Raw genomic sequence first — 19928 nt, 5'->3', positions numbered from 1 at the left:
TGATGATTGAATCTGCCTGTGACTTTCGACGTGGTCATCAGTGGCGGGCGGGTGCTCGACGGCACCGGGGCTCCGGCGTTCAGGGCGGACATCGGGATCACCGGCGAGCGGATCACCGCGGTGGGCCGGCTCGCCGGCGCTCCGGCGGGGCAGGTGATCGACGCCACTGGGCGCCTGGTGATGCCGGGGTTCGTCGACTGCCACGCCCACGGCGACGCGCTGGTGTTCGACGCGGAGGTGCAGCTCGCGGCGCTTCGCCAGGGGGTGACGACGTTCGTCCTGGGCCAGGACGGCCTGTCCTACGCGCCGGGCTCGGCGGCGACGGTCGGCTACGCCACCCGCTACTTCGCCGCCGTCAACGGGGTGCACCCCTTTCTCGACGGCGCGGCGAGCGTCGCCGAGCTGCTGGCCGGGTACGACAGGGCGACCGCGCTCAACACCGCCTACCTGCTGCCGCACGGCACCATCCGCTACGACGTCATGGGCGCCTCTCCCGCCGAGGCGTCGCCCGAGCAACTCGCCCAGATGCTCGACCGGGTCGAGCGGGGGCTGGCCGAAGGCGCGGTCGGCCTGTCGAGCGGCCTGGAGTACCTGCCGGGGCGCAACGCCTCCGCCGCCGAGCTGGCCGCGCTCTGCCGGCCGCTGGGCGCGCTGCCGTACGTCACCCACATGCGCGCCTACGGCACGGGCGCCGGGGTCGGGATGGCCGAGGTGGTCGAGATCGCCAGCGACTCGGGCGCCCCGGTGCACGTCTCCCACCTGCACGGTCCCGCCGACGTGCTGCTGCCGCTGGTGGAGGACGCGCTCGCCCGCGAGGTGGACCTCACCTTCGACACCTATCCCTACCTGCGCGGCAGCACCATCCTCGCGATGATCGTGCTGCCGCCCCAGGTGCCCGCGGCCGAGGTGGACAGGGCGCTCGACATGCTCGAGTCGCCGTCCTCCCTCGCCGACTGGTGGCCGACCCTCGACGACCTGTGGCCGCGGCTGACCGTGTCGCACGCGCCCGGTCAGGAGTGGACCGAGGGCCTGACCATCGTGGAGGCGGCGGGCCGCAAGGGGGTCACACCCGCGGAGTTCTGCCGCCGGCTGCTGGTCAACACCCGCCTGGAGGCGGGATGCGTGGTGGCCAGGCCAGACGAGGGGCCCGCAGGCGAGGAGTCGGTGCGGCGGATCCTCCGCCACCCCGCGCACACCGGCGGCTCCGACGGGATCTACGTCGGCGGGCACCCGCACCCGCGCGGCTGGGGCGCCTTCGCCCGCTTCCTCGGCGTCCACGTGAGGGAACTGGGTGACTGGACGTGGGAGCAGGCCGCGGTGCACCTCGCGGCGCATCCGGCCCGTCGCTTCGGGCTGCTCGACCGGGGGCTGCTGCGGCCGGGGCTGGTGGCGGACGTGGTGGTGGTCGACCCGGCGACGGTGGCCGACCTCGCGACGTACGCGGCGCCGCGGACCCCCGCGACGGGGATCTCGGAGGTGCTGGTCTCGGGCGTGCCGGTGCTGTCGCGCGGCGCGCTGACCGGCCACACGCCGGGGCGGGCGCTGCGCCCCACAGGGTGACGGCACGCCGTCGCGGCGCCCGGCCACGCGCGCACGAGGAGCGTCCCTCCGGCGGGCGCGCGCCGGTGACCACGGAGGCGCGTGGGACGGCTTGCCGTACAGGGGAGGGCTGGAGATCAGCAGCCGCGGCGGAAAGGTAGGGTCTGTGCGATGAAGGGGTTTCGGTCGGGGGCGGACGTCCTGGGACAGCCCGTGTTCGGCGGGGCGTTCGCGTTCCCGCTGATGGTGGTCAAGCGCACCGCGCTCGAGCACGACATCGCCACCATGGCGGCCTTCACCCGCGACCACGGCATGCTGTTGGCGCCCCACGCGAAGACCCACATGTCACCCGAGATCGCCCGCATGCAGCTCGACGCGGGCGCCTGGGGCCTGACCGTCGCGACCCCGAGCCAGGCGATGGCCGTGCGCGGGTTCGGCGCCTCCCGGATCATGGTCGCCAACCAGGTCGTGGACCCGGCCGGGCTGGCCTGGGCCGCCGCCGAGCTGGACCGCGACCCCGGCTTCGAGTTCGTGAGCTTCGTCGACTCGCGGGCCGGGGTGGACATCCTGGCCCGGCACGCGGGCCGCCGGCCGTTCGCGGTGCTGGTCGAGGTGGGGCACCACGGCGGGCGCGCCGGCTGCAGGAAGTTCGACGACCTGCTGGACCTGGCGGCCTACGTGCGGGCGAGCGACGGCGTGGAGCTCGCGGGCGTGGCCGGCTACGAGGGGGCGTTGAAGACCGCCGAGGACGTCCGGAAGTACCTGGCGATCCTGCAGAACGCCGTCGAACATATCCGCGCGCCCGTGCTCAGCGTCGGCGGCAGCCAGTGGTTCGACGTGATCGGCCGCGAGCTCGTCACCACCCAGGCGAAGATCATCCTGCGCAGCGGCGCCTACGTCACCCACGACGACGGCTACTACCGCGAGCGCACGCCCTTCAACCGGATCGAGGGCTCCCTGCGGCCCGCCTTCGAGATCTGGGCGCACGTGCTGTCCACCCCCGAACCGGACCTGGCGATCATCGGCATGGGCAAGCGCGACGCGCCCTACGACGAGGGCCTGCCGATCCCGCGCAGGCCCGGCCTGACCGTGGTGAAGATGCAGGACCAGCACACCGTCGTCCACGGGGCGCTCGAGGTGGGCGAGCTGGTCGCCTTCGGCGTCTCCCATCCCTGCACCGCCTTCGACAAGTGGCGCGTGCTCCCGCTCGTCGACGACGACTACACCGTCGTCGGCACGATCACCACCCACTTCTAAGGAGATCCGGTGAAGAAGGAACTGAGGACCGCCGAGGGCGCGGCCCCCGTCGGCGCCTACTCGCAGGGCCTCGTGGTCGGCGACTTCGTCTACACCTCCGGCGCGGGCCCCCTCGACCCGCAGACCGGCGAGATCGTCGGCGACGACATCGAGACCCAGACCCACCAGGTCATGAAGAACCTCGGCGCCATCCTCGCCGCCCACGGGCTCGGCTTCGACGACGTGGTGAAGTCGACCGTCCACCTGCAGCACCTCAAGCGCGACTTCGCCGCCTACAACGAGGTCTACAAGTCCTACTTCACCCAGCCGTACCCGGTCAGGACCACGGTCGGCTCGGACCTGATGGACATCCTCGTGGAGATCGACTTCGTCGCGCACAAGAGCGCGTAGGGTTCGCCTGTGGACAGTTCCGTGTACGTCTTCGCCGAGGATCTGCGCAGCGAGGGCATGGAGAAGGTGCTCGACAGGATCCGCGGCTACGGCGTCGGCGGCGTGACCGTCGGCGTCGTGCACCACGGCACCCGCGACGTCACTCCGCACGGGCTGTCCAGGCTCACCCTCCGCCACGACGGAGCGCACTTCTCGCTGCCCGACGACCTGTTCGGGCAGCTGCGCCTGCTTCCCGCTCCCGGTCATCTCGACGTCCTCGACGGGCTGCGCGCGGCCTGCACGGCGCGCAGCCTGAAGTTCCACGGCTGGACGGTGTTCCTGCGCAACGAGACGATCGGCGCCCAGCACCCCGACGTGACCGTGCGCAACTGCTTCGGCGACCGCGGCTACCCCACCGACCTGTGCCCGGCCCACCCCGACGTCAGGCTCTACGCCGTCGCGCTGGCCAGAGCCGTGGCCCGGCTCGGCGTCGACAGCGTGGTGGCCGAGTCGCTGCACTACCGCCCGCTCAAGGCCGAGCGCTCGTTCGTCCCGCTCGGGCCGATGGACGCCTACCTCATGGCGCTGTGCTTCTGCGACTTCTGCATGCGCAGGGCCGGCGACCTGGGTGTCAACGCCGAGGTGGCCCGCGACGAGTGCTCACGCATCGTCGGCGCGGTCCTGGACGGCGAGCCGCCCGCGCAGGGCGAGGTCACCAGGGCGGCGCTGACCGCCTACGCCGGCCCCGACGTCGTCAACTACGCCCGCGCCCGCTCCGAGACCGTCACCTCGCTGGTGTCCGAGGTCTCCGCCGCGGTCGCCGCCGAGGGGTCGCAGCTGACCTTCATCGACGCCACTGGCGCCGTCAAGGGCTACAAGCACGGCCTGCCCTCGCCCGGCCTGGCCGCCCACGACGCGTGGCAACTCGGCGTCGACCTGGTCGCGCTGGGCGACCTGGTGCCGTCCTTCGGCGTCCTCGGCTACGCCCGCGACGCCGCCCGGGTGGCCGACGACGTGGCCGCCTACCTGCGTTCGGTCGGCAAGGACCGCGAGGTGCGCGCCGTCCTGCGGCCCGGACACCCCGACAGCGACACCGCCGACCGGCTCGTGGCCAAGGTCCGCGCCGCCAAGGCCGCGGGCGCCGCCGCCGTCGACTTCTACGCCTACGGGCTGGTGCCGTACCCGACGCTCGACCGCATCCCGGCCGCGCTCGGCTGACGCTCGCCCCGGCCGCGCGTCTGTCGACGGACGCTCGCGCGCGGCGTGGGCCGCGCGTCTTTCGACGGACGCTCGCGAGCAGCGTGGGCCGCGCGTCTTTCGACGGACGCTCGCGAGCAGCGTGGGCCGCGCGTCGGTCAACGCTCGTGACCGGTACGGCCCCGCGTCACCTGACACTCGCCAGCAGCATCGGCAGCGCCCGCTCCAGCTCTCTCGTCCAGTACGGCCAGCGGTGCGTGCCAGGGCCGTAGAGGTTCACGGTGACCTTGACGCCCGCCCTCCTCGCCGCGGCGACGAAGGCGCGGTTCTCCCTCTCGACGAACTCCTCGCCGACGTCCTTCGGCGTGTTCCGCCCGTCGAGCGGGCCCGGCTCGCCGTTCCCGCAGGAGACATGGACGGGGATGCCCTTCAGCCTGCCCGCGAGCGCGGTCGGGTTGTGCGCGGCTAGGTCGGTACCCCACAGCTTGCCGGGGTCGTCGCCGGACAGGGAGGTGAGGTGGTCGACGTCCTGCCGGCTGACGTCGAGCAGGCCGGAGAAGGAGGCCGCCGCCCTGAACATGCCGGGATGCCGCGCCGCGTAGGACAGCGCCCCGAACCCGCCCATCGACAGGCCCGCTACGGCCCGCCTGCCGGTGCCGCCATAGCGCCGCTCCATCAGCTCGCGGACCTCGGTGAGGTGGAAGGTCTCCCACTGGGGGCCGTCCAGCCAGTCGCTGTAGAAGCCGGCGAAGCCCGCCTCCGGCATGACCACGATCACGCCGGCGTCCTCGGTCACCTGGTCGGCCCTGCCGCTGGTCACCCACGCGCTGCCCGCTTCCCTGCAGCAGCCGTCGAGCAGGTAGAGGACGGGCCAGCGGGTGCCCGGACGCCAGGCGGAGGGGAGCAGGATCTGGACCTCCGCCTCCCGCCCGACGGCGGGGGAGTCGACGACGAGTGTGACCAGGCGGCCGTCCCGCCGCTCCGACACGATGACGGGCGCGGTCGGCCTCCCGGGACCGGCGCCGCTCGACGGCGTCGCCGCAGTGACGCCGCTCGGCGGCATCGCCGGAGTCGAGCCACTCGGTGCCGCCGGGGTGGCGGCGCTCGGGGGTGCCGCCGGGGTGGCGGCGCTCGGGGGTGCCGCAGGGCCCGGGCCGCTCGGGGGTGTCGCCGGGGTGGCGGCGCTCGGCGGCGCCGCCCTACCCGCGCCGCTCGGCGGCGCCGCCGTACCCGCGCCGCTGGGAGGTGTCGCCGGGCCCGTGGCGCAGCCGACGGCGGTCAGCGCCGTGACGAGACAGGCGGCGAGCAGGCGTCGGATCACTGCGGCTCCCTTGTGGGCGGCTACTGCTGTGGTGTCACCCCGTCGAGCACCGCCGACACGGCCCGCCGCGCGAACCCGGCCTCCAGTGGCAACCCCCTGAACACCGCCCGCACCCACACCGCGCCCGCCAGCAGGTCGACGAGCAGCATCGGCTCGGTGTCGTCCCCGAGCTCACCCCGCGCCATGGCCCGTTCGAAGACCTCCCGCTCGCGGGCGAACCGGTCGGCGAAGAACCCCCGCGCGTTCAGCTCCGGATGATGTACGGCGGCGCCGAGCGCGGCCACCGCGATGTCGCTCGACGGCGGGCGCGTGATCAACGCGATCATGCCGTCGACCAGGGCTTCGAGATCGCCGCGCAGCGTGCCGGTGTCGGGCTGGTCGAGGGCGAGCGCGTCGGCCTCGACCAGGGCGGCGGCCAGCAGGGCGGGCTTGGACGGCCACCAGCGATAGATGGTCGTCTTGTTGACGCCCGACCGCTCGGCGACGCCTTCGATGGTCAGGTCCTCGTAGCCGCGCTCGGCCAGCAGGGTGAGGGTGGCCTCGAAGATCTCCTGCTGCTTGCGCGGTGCCATACGGGCGATCGTAGCAACGCACCGTTGCGTTGTGCGGGTGAAAGCCGGGTTCATGCGGCGCGGCCGCGCTTCATGCGGGGCGGCCGCGCTTCATGCGGCGCGGCGGCGGTTCATGCGGTGCGGCGGCGGTTCATGCGGTGCGGCGGCGGTTCATGCGGTGCGACGGCCCGTGAACGCCGTCGCGATGCCCAGGCCGATGTAGACCAGCCCGCTGACGTACCGCAGCGCCGTGACCCGCTTGGCCAGCCGATCGCTCAACGCCCCCGCCATGAACGCGTACACGATGTCCGACAGCAGCCCCAGCAGCAGCAACGTCCCGCCGTACAGCACGATCTGCATCGCAGGGGACCCGGCCGCCGGGTCGACGAACTGCGGCAGCAGCGCCAGGAAGAACAGGATGACCTTGGGGTTCAGCACGTTCACCAGCACGCCTTCGAGGAACACCGCCCGCAGCGGCTGCGGCTCCGCCGTACGGGTGGTCAGCTCCTCCTTGCCGGTCAGCGTCCGCACCCCCAGATACACCAGGTACGCCACACCCGCCCACTTCACCACCGCGAACCACGTCGCCGACTGCGCGATCAGGTAGGACAGGCCGGCGGCCGCGGCCGCGATGTGCACGAGGGTGCCGGTCTCCACCCCGAACGCGCTGGCCAGCGCCGCCGACCTGCCCTGCGACAGCCCCCTGGCGGCGATGTAGAGGTGGTTCGGCCCGGGGATGAGGACCAGGGTGAGCGAGGCGGCGAGAAAGAGAAGCATGCGCTGACGCTACGCCGGACTTGGTCCATGGATGTGGTCCAATGACCGGTGTTTCCGTGGGTCCAATGGGAATGTCCGCCGGTCATGGCATAGTGGCCGGATGAACGGGCTGATGATCGGGCGCTCCGCTGAGCTGGGCGGGCTCGTTCGCGTGCTCGACAACGCCGTGACGGGCCGGGCGGGCGTGGCCCTGGTCGGCGGCGACGCGGGCATCGGCAAGACCCGCCTGGCCACCGAGCTGGTCGCCGAGGCGCGCCGTCGGGGCGTCCAGGTCATGGTCGGCCAGTGCGCCGAGCTCGGCGACGCCCTGCCGTACCTGCCGCTGGCCGACGCGCTGCGCGAGCCCGCGCTCGCCGCCGCCGTCGCCGCCCGGCCCATCCTCGGCCAGTTGCTCGACGACCGCGGCGCCGCCGCGTCCTCCTCGGGGCTGACCCAGCAGCGGCTGTTCGGCTCGCTGCTCGGCATGCTGTCCGACATCCAGCCCGTCCTCTTCGTGATCGAGGACCTCCACTGGGCCGACCGCTCCACCCGCGACCTGCTGGTCTTCCTCAGCCGCATGCTGCAGTCGGAGCGCGTCTGCGTCGTCGGCACCTACCGCACCGACGACCTGCACCGCCGCCACCCGCTGCGCCCCGTGCTCGCCGAGCTCAAGCGGCTGCCCTCGGTGACCGCCATCGAGCTGGGCCCGCTCGGTTCCGGCGAGATGTCCGACTACGTGACCACCCTGGGCGAGGTGGGCGCCCGCGGCCTCGGCGAGATCGTCGCCCGCGCCGACGGCAACCCCTTCTACGCCGAGGAGCTGTTCGCCGCCATGGCCGAGGGCGAGGCGCTGCCCGACAGCCTCGCCAGCCTCCTGCTGACCCGCGTCGAGGTGCTGTCCGAGCCCGGCCAGCGGGTCCTGCGCGCCGCCGCCGTCGCCGGCCGCCGCGTCGAGGACACGCTGCTGCGCGAGATCTCCGGCCTGCCCGTCGGCGAGTTCGAGGAGGCCGTGCGCGAGATCGTCTCCCGTGGTCTGCTCCGCGTCGACGGCTACGGCTACGCCTTCCGCCACGCGCTGCTGCAGGAGGCCGTCTACACCGACCTGCTGCCGGGCGAGCGCACCCGCCTCCACACCGCCTTCGCCGCGCGGCTCACCTCGCCCGCCGAACTCGCCCACCACCACCTCGCCGGCCACGACCTGGTCGGCGCCCTGACCGCCTCCGCCGAGGCGGGCCGCATCGCCGAGCGCCTCGGCGCCCCCGCCGAGGCGCACCGCCACTACGACCAGGTCCTCGAGCTGTGGGACCGCGTCCCCGACGCCGAACGGCGCGCGGGCGAGCCCCGGCGTGCCCTGGCCATGCGCAGCGCCATCACCGCCGCCGACAGCGGCGACAACCACGGCGCCATCGCCCGCCTGCGCGCCGTCCCGACCGGCCCCGACGTCCAGGAACGCCTGGCCACCTACCTGTGGGAGATGGACCAGAGCGAGGAGGCCGTCGCCGTCGCCGAGTCCGCCGTCGCCACCGCCACCGAGTCCGTCGTCCTGGCCCGTGCCCTGGCCACCCTCGCCCGCTGCCTGTCCTGGACCGACCGACACGGCGAGGTCGAGGAGCTGGCCGAGCGTGCCCTGGCCACCGCCCGCTCGGCCGGCGCCACCGACGCGGAGGCCAGCGCCCTGGTCACCCTCGCCGCCGCCGCCGCGCTGCGCGGTGACTGGGCCCACGCCGAGCGCCTCTTCGGTACGGCTGCCGCCCGCACCTCCGGCAACCTCGCCATCGACCTGCGCGCCCTGTTCAACCTCGCACGCCTCCACTACGACCTCGGGCGTCTCGACGAGGCCGCCGAAGTCGCCGAGCGCGGCATCGCCGTGGCCAGCGAGACCGGGCTGTCCTGGAGCACCTACGGCACCGACCTGCGCTTCCTCCGCTTCCTCATCCACTACGTCGCGGGCGAATGGGACGCCGCCGAGGCCGTCGCCGCCCGCTTCCCCACCCGGGCAGGCACCGTCCCCGAGTCCACCCTTTCGTCGTTCGCGCTGTTCATCGAGGTCGCCCGCGGGCTGCCGAACGTCGCCGAGCGCCTCACCTGGCTGCAGCCGTTCTGGAGCGACGACCTCGTCGCCTACATGTCCCGCGGCCTGGCCGCCGAGCACGCCCTGTGGAACGGCGACCCCGTCGCCGCCCTCGACCACGTCGAGGCGGTCCTCGACATCCTCAGCCCGAGCGACCCCGGCACCCTCCGCATCGTGAGCACCGGCCTGGCGGCGCTGAGCGAGCTCGGCCGTACCGACGGCGCGGACGAGCTGATCGCCCGCGCCCGCCACGCCGCCTCCAACGGGCCCGACGGCGAGCGCGGCGAGATGGGCCTCGAAGGCCGAGCCTGGCGGCTGCGCGCCGAGGCCGAATGGGCGCGCGTCCACGGCCGCTCCGACCCTGGCCAGTGGCGCGAAGTCGTCGAGGCGTTCTCCTATGGCTTCGCCTACGAGGTGGCCCGCTCCCGCCGGCGGCTCGCCGAGGCGCTCCTGGCCACCGGCGACCGTACCGCCGCGCAGGAAGAATGGACCCTCGCCCGCGAGACGGCCGCGAAGCTCGGGGCGGCGCCGCTCGCCGCCGCGCTCGACGAGTTCGGCCGCCGGGTCAGGTTCACCGGCTCCGGGCCCTCAGGAACGCTCACGGCGCGAGAGGCGGAGGTGCTGTCGCTGGTCGCCGAAGGGCTGGGCAACAGGGAGATCGGCGAGCGGCTGTTCATCGCGCAGAAGACGGTGAGCGTCCACGTCTCCAACATCCTGGGCAAACTCGACGCCTCCACCCGCACCGAGGCGGCGGCCATCGCCCGCAAACACGGCCTGCTGCCGTAGGCGGCGCGCCTCGCGTGGCGCGTGTTCCAGGCCCGCTGCCCGCGCGCTTTCGCCTGGCGCGTGTTCCAGGCCCGCAGCCGCAGGCGCTAACCAAGCCGGGCACCGGGTGCCTGTAGGAGAACCGGCCGCAGTAGGCGGCCCTGCACGCCTCCACCGACCCCATCCAGGCCCCATGGCGACTCCAGAGCCCCTGAACGGCCGCAGACCGGCCTGCCGGTGCAGGAGAGAGCGGCGGATCCGGGCTGGGTCGCCTACCGCGGGAGGGTTCCACCGCGGGAGGGTTCTGCCGCGGGAGGGGTCGTCGCCTCCCGAGGATGGCTCTACCGCAGGAGGGTTGTCGCCTCCCGAGGAAGGTCGGAGAGCCTCAGCTCGGCACCGGAGCGCCTCCGGCCGAGTCTGCCGGTGCACCTCCACCCGACACCTGGACGGCCACCGCCCACGGCGAGATCCGCCCTAAGCCTTGGCCCTGTCCGCCAGCTCCCTGACCACCTGGATCAGCTCGGCCGGATCGAACGGCTTGGTGAGGTAGGCGTCGACCCCGATCCCCAGCCCGCGCCGCCGGTCCGACTCCTGGGCTCTTGCGGTGATGAGCACCACCTTGATGTGGGCGGTGCCCTCGTCGGTGCGCAACCGTGAGGCCGTCTCCCAACCGTCCAGCCGGGGCATCATCACGTCGAGCGTGATGACATCGGGCATCACGTCCAAGACTTGATCGAGGCAGTCCTGGCCGTCCGTCGCGGTCACCACCTCGAAACCCTCCAAGGTGAGATTGACCGCGATGAGCTGCCTGATGACCTCGTCATCATCTCCTACAAGCACCCTGCCCAGATCATCGCCCACGGCCGCCAAGGTAACCCGTCGGGAGGCCCGCCCGTGCGGTTTTCGTTGGATGTGTGCTCGGAGCTTCATCGTGGTGCAGAGTGGTGGGTGAATGCTGGTAACGTTGTCAGTCGTCGAGCCCCCTTAGCTCAGGGGATAGAGCACCGGCCTCCGGAGCCGGGTGCGCAGGTTCGAATCCTGCAGGGGGCACACTCGATCAGCCAGGCCAGACATCGTCTGACCTGGCTTTTTACTTGATCGGCTGCGTTATCGGCGACGCCACCTTGTGACCCTGTTAGACGCGAAATGACGGGCGCCACGGGCAGCACGCGGGCAGAAATCATCAGGAGCTTGTCGTCATGGTCAGCTGTCCTGGCGATCTTGGCTCTCGCACCGCACGGTGGCCCGGTGCCGTCGCCTCGGTGATGATGCAGTTGCTGGTCTGGTTGGCCTGCTGCTTGGTCATCAACGCGACCCAGAGCAAATCCCACTTGCTGGCGTTGGGACTGACAACTTCGATTCCGAGCATCGCGATCAACTTGCCGATCTCTGTGCCGGTCAAGCCTGGCCAACTGGTGTTGGCCAGGACCTTGCAGACGGCCTCAACATTGGCAGCCGGCCGCATGGGGTGGAGGGCGGTGTGCGACCTCGTCCTTCAGGAACTGTGGCCGCGGGCCGTCGTCGTTGCCCAAGTCGCAATCGGCTTCATACCTCTCGCCGTAGCAGGTGGCCTGCTCCTCATGAGTGCCGTGGTTTGCCACGCTGTGTGGCAGTGTGTCTGGCCTCCACCGAGTCGTATCGACTCTCGCGCTCGTGATTGGGTTCGGGCTCGCGGTCGTGATCACGTTCGCGCTCGTGGTCGGATTCGGGCTCTCGGTCGCTGTCGAGCTCGTGACTACGACGTCCGAAGCAGCACGGATCCACGGGCGGTCAACCGCAACGACATGACAGGTGGGCCCCTTCCACGATGGCGGCCACGAGAGGCTGTCGTGCTGCTGGGGGCGCTCGGGTGAGCGCCCCCAGGCGCCGTCCTATGCCATGAGCTGATGCAGGCCCAGAATGGTTACCCCGGCGGCGCCGAGGCCGGGCAGCAGGCCGGCGAGGGCGACGACGGTGGCCCCGGCTACGAATCCGGTGAGGAGGATGATTGCCCACCGCTGCGGCAGCGGCTCGGGATGGTTCTGGCGGTTCTTGTTCTTACTGTTGGCCACTAGTCTCCCCAGAAGTGTTCTCTGAACCGAGGCGGCCCCGGTTGGACCCCGGGGCCGTTCGCTTTCGAGCGCGAACGGCGAGCCGCCAAGCCCGTCTCAAGCAGGCTCACCACCAAGGATTAGCCTCTCGGGAGACCTCGATCCGTGAGCATGGCAACGTATTGATCCGCACCGAGATATCTATAGTTAGCTAAGAGATCTTATGTGCGGGTCAAAAGGTTGAGATCAAAACGCTGCTTGGGATGGATATGGCTGGTGCACGTGAAGCGAACGAGCGCCGACTGCGGCGGCTGACGCAGATGGATAAGAGCCGCTCGGTCGCAGGGGCAAGCAAGGCGCTGAGGGACATCTGGGAGGCCGGGAGGAAACCGGATGCGGTTGTCCTCCGCGGAACCTTGCTGGAGGTGTCCGAAGGGCGGCCACCGCTGACGCGGCTGGTCCTGCCCAAGGGGATCGCGATGCGCTTTTATCTGCTGGCGGTCTTCGAGGCTCAGTGCCGGCTCAACGTGGGGGAGCCGTGGGGAAACGCCCTGCCGCTATCCGGGCGTGGGTCCTGGTCAGACTTGGTCGCCATCGACGGGGCCTACGACACCCAGTCGGCGACGTACATGCGCGATACCAACGGGGACAGGAAGCTGGAAGACCTACGACTGCGGCAGGTCCAGGGAGCGTTGAGGACCTTGGAAGAACTCGGTCTTGAGCAAGCCCTGGTCACTATGCCCCGGGGAAAGAGAGGCCAGCGGTTGTACGAGTCGTTCTCGCTCATGAAGGAGAGCGGCCGTGGTGGAAATCAGACCCCGGACACCTACACCGTTCCCCAGAACCACTGGTCCGCCGCAACGATCACGATCCCCACAGACTTCTTCCTGAACGGCTGGATCCAGGTACTCAATCCCTCGGAAGTTGCCACCTGGCTCATCCTGAGAGGCCTCAGCCAGTGGGCCCGTGACACGCACATCAAATCCGGGGTCTACCTCTATGGGCAAGCTCGCCTGGAGGGCTTCGGCCTACGGCGCGACGCCTGGGAGGACGGCTGTCAGCGGCTGCGTGAGTTCGGGCTGATCCGCTTCGCTCGTCCTCCGAGGGAGGCAGGCACTGCCACGGGAATGTTCGCCAACACCTGGGAGCTGCTCACCCGGTTGAGCCGAGAGCGTTATGAGCCGCGCCGCTACCAGGTAACCGACCATGGGTTCGCCGAAGACGCCGTGAAGAAGTGCATGAAGGAACTCACACTCCGGCAGAAGGACCTCGATGGGGCCGGCCGAGCGTTGGGCTCGAAAGCCGACGTGCCGCCACCGTGACACAGCACCGCTGCAGGAGCCGGCCTTTCACTCGAGTGTCACCCGACATTCTGGCTGTACCCCTACTATCAGCCCATGCCACGAGGGCACCATCGAAGGCCCGCTCGCGGAGGCCTTCACCTCACCAGGGAACAGGTCACCGTGCTCACCTTCGTGGGCACTGTCGCCGCCGTCTGCTCCATGACGACTGACCTATTCGGGGTCCTGGAGAACGACCCAGCCCCTGTTGTAACGACCCCTCCATCCGCGACCGTCACGGCGCAGACTCCCGCCAGTGATACCGAGGACCGCGGGGACGATCGACGGGTATGGACAGAGACCGTGTACAAGGTCTGTACGAACGAAAACACCGGCGATGTTAATGAGTGGCGTAAGTGTCGCAATTTGGTTCTCGACCTAATGCTTCCACCCCAGCAAATCTCGGTGAAGGCAGGTCCCTAGACCTGCCATAGGCCGCATCGCGGCCGCCCAGAACACCAACAACGTGCCATCGGCGGAGCATCGAGGTCGCCCTTCCGTCGTACCGCCCGTTCTGACCCCTACGTCATGTACGGCGGAAGGCGACGTCGAGCGCCCGCGCGAGAGTGGTCACCTGCTCCTGCGAAAGTGACACGGGGCTATGTCGAACCTGCCGCCGCGTATGCCGAGCTCGCAGGAACATAGTCCGATTTATCGCGAGGGGTTGAGCCATGCCCAGCCGGCGTGGGCCGTGCACAGCTACCAGCGCGCCGACCTCGACCGTGTGGTTGGATCGCCAGTTGACCACGCCTGCCATGGCCCAGCCCTCGTAGGCTAGCCCGCGGAGCACCGGGAGTAGCGCGGGCGCCCCAATGCGGGTGGGGTCAGAAATCGACATCCGGAGTCATGTCGGGGTATTGACAACTTCGATGAGCTCTCGAAGCTGCGCAGGGGTGGGCCAGGGGGCGCGCCGGTGGATCATACGGTGGCAGTTGGCGCAGATGAGTGCTAGATCGACGAGCTTTGTATGCCCTTCCCCGGCCTGGTGGAGAGGGATGACGTGATGGCACTCGATATAGCCGGAACCGCGCTCGCCGTATTGCTTCTGGAAGTCAAAGCCACACGCTTCGCAAGCGAGTTGCCCGCCGTTCTTCAGGACGCTCTCGATCTTTCGGCGTCTCAACTTGGGGCTGCGTTCACGAGTGAGGTGGCGGCGCAGCAGTAGGCGGCCTTCAGGAGCGCTGTAATCCTCGTCCGGCTCCCCGCTGAGGAGCGGAAAAGCAGTGAGGTCTCCGTTCGGGCGTAAGCCGTCACGCATGAGCTCCGCTGCGTGAGCCATCTCGTCTGGTCGTTCGAGGAATGCCTCGATGACTTGCAGGTCGAGGGCACCGCCATTTGTGGGACGGCCTGTGTAGGCGGGGTGGTGGGTGGCAAGGTCGAAAGTCTTGCGGGCGACCCCATTGGCGTTGCGGAACGTCTCACCGCGGGACTTAAGGTCGTGGATTGGTGCCGCCTGCAGTAACGTCGATAGCTCCTTGACACTTGGGTTGCTGGCGTCAAGGCCCTTCCAGTTGTTCTTGACGACGAGGTCACAGGCTAAAACCAGTTCGTCCCAAGTCCAATCGGGATTGCGTACGACCTTGATCCGAAACCCTAGCTTCTCCAACCATGCTGCGGCGCCTTCACGGCCGCCGCTGAACTCGTCCGCTGTCAGCGGTTGACCGTGTTCATAGCGGTGGGCGACGCCGGCAATGGCCTTGGAGTCGTACTCCTTGCCGTCGTGAACCAGGAGGTAGGAGCGGGCGGCCCCGAACCCGTATGTGGCTAGGAAGCGATCTCTGCCGAGCCGGTCATGTTCGCTGAGCGTCTTCAAGACTGACTCACGGCTGATCGCTCCCTTGTTCATGGCCGAAGCCTAGAGGCCACATCCGACAAACGGTATATGTGCGTGAGCTGAGGTCATGTCCTCCGATCTGGTGTGTTGTTCAGCTATTGCGATTTATGTATTTGTGTAACTTTTAGGGCAGATCTCGGCGCGCCTGGTTCATCCGATCGATCCAGACGTCGTCATAGCCGTCCATGCAGCGGTGGTAGATCCGTTGCAGGACCTCGACGCTGTGCCCTGCCCATTCGGCTACTTGGGCGGCTGGGACGCCCGCCGACAGGCGCCAGGTGACCCCGGCGTGGCGGAGGTCGTAGGGCCTGCCCATGAGCGGTGAGTGGACCTGCTCGGGGGTGAGCGCCAGCCATCGCACCTTGGTCCAGAGCCGGGAGTAGGTCGACTTTGGGATCGGCTTGCCACTCTCGGAGCGGAATAGGCGGCCGTCGGGGGCGACGCCGTACCGGGCAATGTGCTGGCGGAGCAGTTCGACCAGCTCGGGCGGGATCGGGATAAGGCGGACCGTCTTGCGTGAGCGGCCATTGAGCCCACGGTCGTCGTGAAGGTCGCCGTTGTCGGTGTAGTCCTTGCCCACCTCGGGTCTGGAGGCTTCCAGGAGGAGCTTGCCCCAGCCCGTCTCTGGGAGTGTGCAGTTCGACTCACACAGGCGGATGACTTCCGCCGGGCGCATCATGGCGAAGTACATGCAGGCGAAGAACGCGACGAACCGCGGTCCCTGGCGCCGGCCGGCGTAGCTGCAGGCGACCAGGGCCTGCTGGATCTGGTGTGGGTTGCCGACGACGCGCGGGTCAACGGCGATGTCGGCCTGGGGTTGGGCCCAGTCTTGTTTAAGCGTGGGCGCGTCGAGCGGGTTCTCCCGTAGGCGTTCCCGGCTGACCGCGAAGCGCAGGCTGTTGTAGAGCACGCGGCGCTGGCGTCGGTAGTACTCCGGCGCCGTCTGGCTGCCATCCAGCTTGGTGGTGCAGGCCGTCAGAGCCTTGTCCAGCATGCTGCGGGCGGTCAGGTCGGTGATGGCCACGGAGCTCTTTCGGAGCCAGCCCAGGGCCGATTGGAGTTCTTCAGGGGCCTGGTTCTCATCTCGGTTGGGGAGGAGTGCCCAGCGAAGGGCGGATCGAATAGTTCTGATGTCCGGGGCTCCGCGGCGGTCGCGGACCAAGGCGGGTGTCACGGTTAGCATGGCCTCGATGATTGAGCGGCGAGAGTTGGCCGACGCTTTGGGCCACTTTGTGGCGACGTAGTCGACGGCGTGCGCCAGCCACGTGATGGCCTTCTTTTCTCGGTGCATCGACTCGGGCAGGCCACTATCGGTGTCGAACGCCTCGCCCTCGCGGGCCGCGGTCAAGAGTTTCGAACGGAAGGAGTCGGCCAATCCATAGGTGGCGAAGGACTGGTTGAACGGGGGTCGGTCGTCCACGATCCACCGGACAATATACGGCCGCCGCCGTCCCCTCCTGGTCTGGATCTTCCAGAATCGGACCTGATAGCTTTTCACGCGGCCACCTGGGCGTTGAGCCAGGCGTCCAGCCAGTCACGGCGGATCCGGATGGGGCCGTTGCCGGCGAGCCGTACGGATTTGGGGCCGGTGCCCTGCTCACGCCAGCGGTCCCACGAACGGCGAGAGATTCGTAGTTCTTTGCATACCTCTTCGACGGTGAGCCATTCGTGCTTGGTCGGACGGGGTGTCGGCATGTTGTTGAGCTCCTTCAGGTGGTGGGGATGGCGGGAGGCGACAGGGGCGACCTGGTGCCCTGGTCGAGGGAGCGGTGGACGATGCGGGTGGCCAGATGGTGGGGGAGTCCGCTGCGCTCGCCGGCGTCGATGAGCCAGGCGGCGACCTGGTGCTCGGGCAGGCCAGACCAGGAGAGCAGGCCGCCGGTCTGGTAGGCGAGGGCTGATAGGGCGCGCTGGCGGCCGTCGGTGAGTGTGGCTAGATGGTTGCTGCCGCGTTCGATGACGATAGTGAGATAGCGACGAGCGGCCTTCACGTCAGACCGCCGATCACCAGGAATGATTTGTGGGCCACGTGCATGGCTCTGAGAACGGCTTGTGGCGGCGACGCGGGTGACTTCGTGCGCGAGCCAGGCAGGCATGTGGCCGGGGGCGGTAATGTCGCCGGAGCGCTTGGTGTAGGTGCCGGTGGAGGTGGTGGCGCCGGGGGCGATGCCGTAGTTCCATCCGGCCTTGATGTCGATCTGCCAGCCGAGTTCGCCGAGCGCCTGCCGTACAGGTGTGGCAGGTGCGCGGTACCACAGGTGGCGTCCGCCGCTGGGGGTGTGGACTGTGATCGGCTGGTGGGTGGGCTCGGTGGGCCAGGGGCGGGAGCCGCCGCGGAGACGGGCGAGCAGGGCCAGGACGTCCATGCCGGTGCGCACGTCGGTCAGGTCGGGTGGCAGGTGATCCTGCTGGTTGTTCAGGTCGATGCTGGGCAGGAGGTCGGCCTGGTTGGCGGACGGCTTGGCGGAGTGCGCGTCCAGGTCGATCAGGATCAGGTGGGAGGGGCCTGCTGCGACGCCTGGGACGGCGTGCGGTTGGCGGCGCCACCAGGCGGCTAGCCGGTCGGGGTCGGTGGTGGCTGCGCGTACGCCGTGGCACCAGCCGTCGGTGGGCAGGCAGGGACAGGTGTCGATGGGATGCGGTCGGCCGTTGGCACGGCAGCGTGGGCAGTTGGCGAGTGGGCGCTTGCTGGTCGGGGACAGGGGCAGGATGTGCCAGTCGTGGGCGGCCAGTTCGAGTGCGAGTCTCAGCTGGCCGGTTGGGGCGGCATGTGGCAGGGGCACGATGAGACCTCATGGCAGTGAATGCGATCCGCCCCGCCTGGACAGCGCATCCAGGCGGGGCGGATCGGGGTGACGGTGGTCTTGTCAGGCTGCTTTGGCGTCGGCGACCTCGTTGGCGGGCAGCCAGCTGTCCAGCGGGTCGGGCTGAGCGGTTTCCTGCTCGGTGGGGCGGCGGGGTGAGATCAGGCCAAGGAAGTGCTCGCCGCAGGTGACCACGACGGCGCGGCCGGCCGGGCGGAACTGGAGCGGCAGGTGGTCGCGGGTGGCGGGACGGAAGCGGGCCAGATAGGCAGGGGCCAGTGCGGTGCCTCGGTCGGTGTGTACGGCGCGGTCGGGCTTGTTCCGTACCTGGTCGGCGAACCAGGTGCGCCAGTTCGACAGGAGTGGCGACATCTCCAGCGCAGGCAGTCGGCAGGCCAGGGTGAAGGCGCCGGCCTGTTCGATGGTGACCGCCTGCTCGGTCACGGTGAGCGTGACCCGTGCGCGAGCTTTGACCTGTCGGGCGGTGGCCTGGAGGGCGGCGGCGGAGATGATCACGCTCAGCGCGCTAGTGGGATGTGGCTGGTCGGTGTCGAGGGGCTGGCGGACGATTCCCATGGTGTAGCGGTCGGTGGCGAGGGCGTACAGCGCTCCGTCGGCGACCTCGAAGGTGACCGCGGTGAGGATTGGCAGGGTGTCGTCCGTGCTGGCGTGCGGCAGGACGGCGCCCAGGTACTGGCGCAGGGCTGTGCCGGTCAGCGTGACGATGGCCGGGCAGGTGGATGTGGTCATGCGGCATTCCTCTCGTGAACGACGGATGGAGACCAGGCAGCGGGGGATGCCTCCCTGCCAGGCGGCGACGGAGGCGACCGGAACCGCTCGGGCCGGGCGATCGGAGAGCCGGGCGGTGCGGCGCGGCTACCGGGGGTGGTCGCTGGGGAGGCATCCCCCGCTGCCGGGCGGCCGGAGATGTGAGAATGCGGCGAATCGTTGTCCCGTTGTCCCAATCGGGTGCTGAGCTGGGACGACACTGGGACAACGGGTTGTCCCACCGTTGTCCCTTGTTGTCCCTCTCGTCGTGATCTTGGGACAACGAGGGACAAGCAGGGACAAGCCGTTGTCCCACTGTTTGTGCAGGTCAGGCCACGAATGGGACAAGGGGACAACGTTTCTTCTTATTTGAAAAGTAGAAGAGAAGTTGATCTTTATTCTTGTAGCTCGCTCACGGTTTTGATCACGCGGACGAAGCGTTTGGCGCCGCTCTTGCGGCGTCTGATGTCCACGCCGACCTTGCGCAGGGACGGCGCCAGCTCGGTCAGCCGGGTGCCGATGGTGCGTACGTCGGCCGGCAGCTCGCTGGCGGGTAGGCCGTGTTCGCCGCACACGCGGTGCAGGGCGGCGAGCAGGTGGCTGGTTTCGCCCTCCCACGGGTGTGGGGAGGCGAACAGGTAGAGGGCGCGGGCCAGGGTGTTGCCCTCGATCAGGCTCATGCCCATGGCGGTGATCCGGGCCTGGTAGCTGGCCAGCGTCTGCCAGCCGGTCGCCTGATCGAGGGCGGCCAGGATGCGGGCGAAGTCGGCCATGCGCGGCAGGTCGGCCAGCTGCACCGCGGGCAGTCTGGCGAGCACCGCGGCGACCAGGTCGAGGATGGCGCCGAGCGCGGAGGGCATGGCCTGCTCGCGCACAGTCCGCACGTGCGATTCGGGCAGGCGGATGTCCAGTACTTCGGGTTCGACTAGCAGCATCCGGTCCACCAGGTCACCGGCGAGCGCGCTTTTGATGCCGATGGTGGTCATGGCGATGACGCGCTGGAAGGAGAAGACGGTGATGTCTTCGTCGGAGTGCAGGACGCGCTGCAGCACGGCGTCCCCGGTGACGCCCTTGCACAGGGAGTTGGACAGCCAGTCGGGGATGTCGGTGACGTTGTCGGGCGTTCCCCCTGAGGACTGGACACCTGAGACCCTGGACCTTGCTGGTTCGGGGAGATCGGGAGAGTGTCCCGTTGGGGATGAAGAACTATCCACCGGAGTTCAAGAAGGACGCGGTGGCGTTGTATGAGTCCAGGCCGGGCGCGACGATCGCAGGGATCGCCGCTGACCTGGGGATCAGTTCCGAGACGTTGCGGAACTGGATCCG

19 protein-coding genes and 1 tRNA gene are annotated in these 19928 nt (G+C 69.5%); 8 read left to right on the top strand and 12 right to left on the bottom strand.

The window, feature by feature from the left end; all coding sequences use genetic code 11:
* Window positions 1-18: 18 nt before the first annotated feature.
* From ACWEVS_RS00100 to ACWEVS_RS00085, 4 genes are all read left to right on the top strand, one after another.
* Window positions 19-1560 carry an N-acyl-D-amino-acid deacylase family protein gene (locus tag ACWEVS_RS00100; RefSeq protein ID WP_452549204.1) on the top strand — a complete coding sequence of 514 codons (1542 nt, stop codon included), beginning with the start codon at window positions 19-21 and terminating at the stop codon, window positions 1558-1560.
* A gap of 150 nt (window positions 1561-1710) precedes the next feature.
* Complete coding sequence (locus ACWEVS_RS00095; protein ID WP_452549202.1) at window positions 1711-2796, top strand: alanine racemase; 1086 nt, start codon at window positions 1711-1713, stop codon at window positions 2794-2796.
* A 9-nt stretch (window positions 2797-2805) separates the two neighbouring features.
* Window positions 2806-3186 carry a RidA family protein gene (locus tag ACWEVS_RS00090; protein ID WP_449930658.1) on the top strand — a complete coding sequence of 127 codons (381 nt, stop codon included), beginning with the start codon at window positions 2806-2808 and terminating at the stop codon, window positions 3184-3186.
* Between the two features lie 9 nt (window positions 3187-3195).
* Window positions 3196-4383 (top strand): hypothetical protein, encoded by a 1188-nt coding sequence (locus ACWEVS_RS00085; RefSeq protein WP_452549200.1) that lies wholly within the window; start codon window positions 3196-3198, stop codon window positions 4381-4383.
* 166 nt (window positions 4384-4549) lie between these two features.
* Here ACWEVS_RS00085 and ACWEVS_RS00080 read toward each other — a convergent pair whose 3' ends face one another.
* The 3 genes from ACWEVS_RS00080 to ACWEVS_RS00070 all read right to left on the bottom strand — a co-directional run bounded on the left by ACWEVS_RS00080 (window position 4550) and on the right by ACWEVS_RS00070 (window position 7011).
* On the bottom strand, window positions 4550-5683 hold the full coding sequence (locus ACWEVS_RS00080) for an alpha/beta hydrolase (protein WP_452549198.1): 1134 nt from the start codon (window positions 5681-5683) through the stop codon (window positions 4550-4552).
* Window positions 5684-5703: 20 nt separating this feature from the next.
* Window positions 5704-6255: a TetR/AcrR family transcriptional regulator gene (locus ACWEVS_RS00075; protein WP_452549196.1), complete on the bottom strand. Its 552-nt coding sequence runs from the start codon at window positions 6253-6255 to the stop codon at window positions 5704-5706.
* Between the two features lie 150 nt (window positions 6256-6405).
* Window positions 6406-7011, bottom strand: coding sequence for a LysE family translocator (locus ACWEVS_RS00070; protein ID WP_449930653.1), 606 nt, complete (start codon window positions 7009-7011; stop codon window positions 6406-6408).
* Window positions 7012-7111: 100 nt separating this feature from the next.
* Between ACWEVS_RS00070 and ACWEVS_RS00065 the strand changes: the two genes are divergently transcribed.
* Window positions 7112-9847 (top strand): helix-turn-helix transcriptional regulator, encoded by a 2736-nt coding sequence (locus tag ACWEVS_RS00065; protein ID WP_452549194.1) that lies wholly within the window; start codon window positions 7112-7114, stop codon window positions 9845-9847.
* A 453-nt stretch (window positions 9848-10300) separates the two neighbouring features.
* On the opposite strand, the gene ACWEVS_RS00060 is transcribed toward ACWEVS_RS00065, so the two are convergent.
* Complete coding sequence (locus tag ACWEVS_RS00060; RefSeq protein ID WP_452549575.1) at window positions 10301-10666, bottom strand: response regulator transcription factor; 366 nt, start codon at window positions 10664-10666, stop codon at window positions 10301-10303.
* 138 nt (window positions 10667-10804) lie between these two features.
* On the opposite strand from ACWEVS_RS00060, the gene ACWEVS_RS00055 reads away from it, so the two are divergent.
* Window positions 10805-10876: transfer RNA gene (locus ACWEVS_RS00055), tRNA-Arg, on the top strand.
* A 133-nt stretch (window positions 10877-11009) separates the two neighbouring features.
* Here the strand turns inward: ACWEVS_RS00055 and ACWEVS_RS00050 are convergent.
* Window positions 11010-11291 carry a hypothetical protein gene (locus ACWEVS_RS00050; protein ID WP_452549192.1) on the bottom strand — a complete coding sequence of 94 codons (282 nt, stop codon included), beginning with the start codon at window positions 11289-11291 and terminating at the stop codon, window positions 11010-11012.
* Between the two features lie 406 nt (window positions 11292-11697).
* The gene (locus ACWEVS_RS00045; protein ID WP_452549190.1) at window positions 11698-11877 is read right to left on the bottom strand and encodes a hypothetical protein; all 180 of its coding nucleotides are present in this window, start codon (window positions 11875-11877) and stop codon (window positions 11698-11700) included.
* A gap of 242 nt (window positions 11878-12119) precedes the next feature.
* Here ACWEVS_RS00045 and ACWEVS_RS00040 point away from each other — a divergent pair, with 242 nt between their 5' ends.
* Window positions 12120-13178: a hypothetical protein gene (locus ACWEVS_RS00040; RefSeq protein WP_452549188.1), complete on the top strand. Its 1059-nt coding sequence runs from the start codon at window positions 12120-12122 to the stop codon at window positions 13176-13178.
* Between the two features lie 862 nt (window positions 13179-14040).
* On the opposite strand, the gene ACWEVS_RS00035 is transcribed toward ACWEVS_RS00040, so the two are convergent.
* The 6 genes from ACWEVS_RS00035 to ACWEVS_RS00010 form a co-directional block, all read right to left on the bottom strand.
* Complete coding sequence (locus tag ACWEVS_RS00035) at window positions 14041-15042, bottom strand: HNH endonuclease (RefSeq protein ID WP_452549186.1); 1002 nt, start codon at window positions 15040-15042, stop codon at window positions 14041-14043.
* Between the two features lie 112 nt (window positions 15043-15154).
* The gene (locus tag ACWEVS_RS00030) at window positions 15155-16528 is read right to left on the bottom strand and encodes a tyrosine-type recombinase/integrase (protein ID WP_452549184.1); all 1374 of its coding nucleotides are present in this window, start codon (window positions 16526-16528) and stop codon (window positions 15155-15157) included.
* Window positions 16525-16725, bottom strand: a complete 201-nt coding sequence (locus ACWEVS_RS00025) for a helix-turn-helix transcriptional regulator (protein ID WP_452549183.1) — start codon at window positions 16723-16725, stop codon at window positions 16525-16527. Before ACWEVS_RS00025 ends, ACWEVS_RS00030 begins: the two co-directional genes overlap by 4 nt.
* Before the next feature lie 14 nt (window positions 16726-16739).
* Entirely contained in the window at window positions 16740-17813 is a 1074-nt protein-coding gene (locus tag ACWEVS_RS00020; protein ID WP_452549181.1) for a bifunctional DNA primase/polymerase, read from the bottom strand.
* A gap of 84 nt (window positions 17814-17897) precedes the next feature.
* Entirely contained in the window at window positions 17898-18584 is a 687-nt protein-coding gene (locus ACWEVS_RS00015) for a DNA polymerase III subunit beta family protein (RefSeq protein WP_452549179.1), read from the bottom strand.
* A 413-nt stretch (window positions 18585-18997) separates the two neighbouring features.
* Window positions 18998-19816, bottom strand: a complete 819-nt coding sequence (locus ACWEVS_RS00010) for a hypothetical protein (RefSeq protein WP_452549586.1) — start codon at window positions 19814-19816, stop codon at window positions 18998-19000.
* Here ACWEVS_RS00010 and ACWEVS_RS00005 point away from each other — a divergent pair.
* Window positions 19795-19928, top strand: a 134-nt coding sequence (locus tag ACWEVS_RS00005; RefSeq protein ID WP_452549573.1) for a transposase, incomplete at its 3' end; no start/stop codon positions are given. The genes ACWEVS_RS00010 and ACWEVS_RS00005 overlap by 22 nt on opposite strands.

This window comes from Nonomuraea sp. NPDC003754 (assembly GCF_053605785.1).
This window is presented reverse-complemented; position numbering and strand designations above follow the sequence as displayed.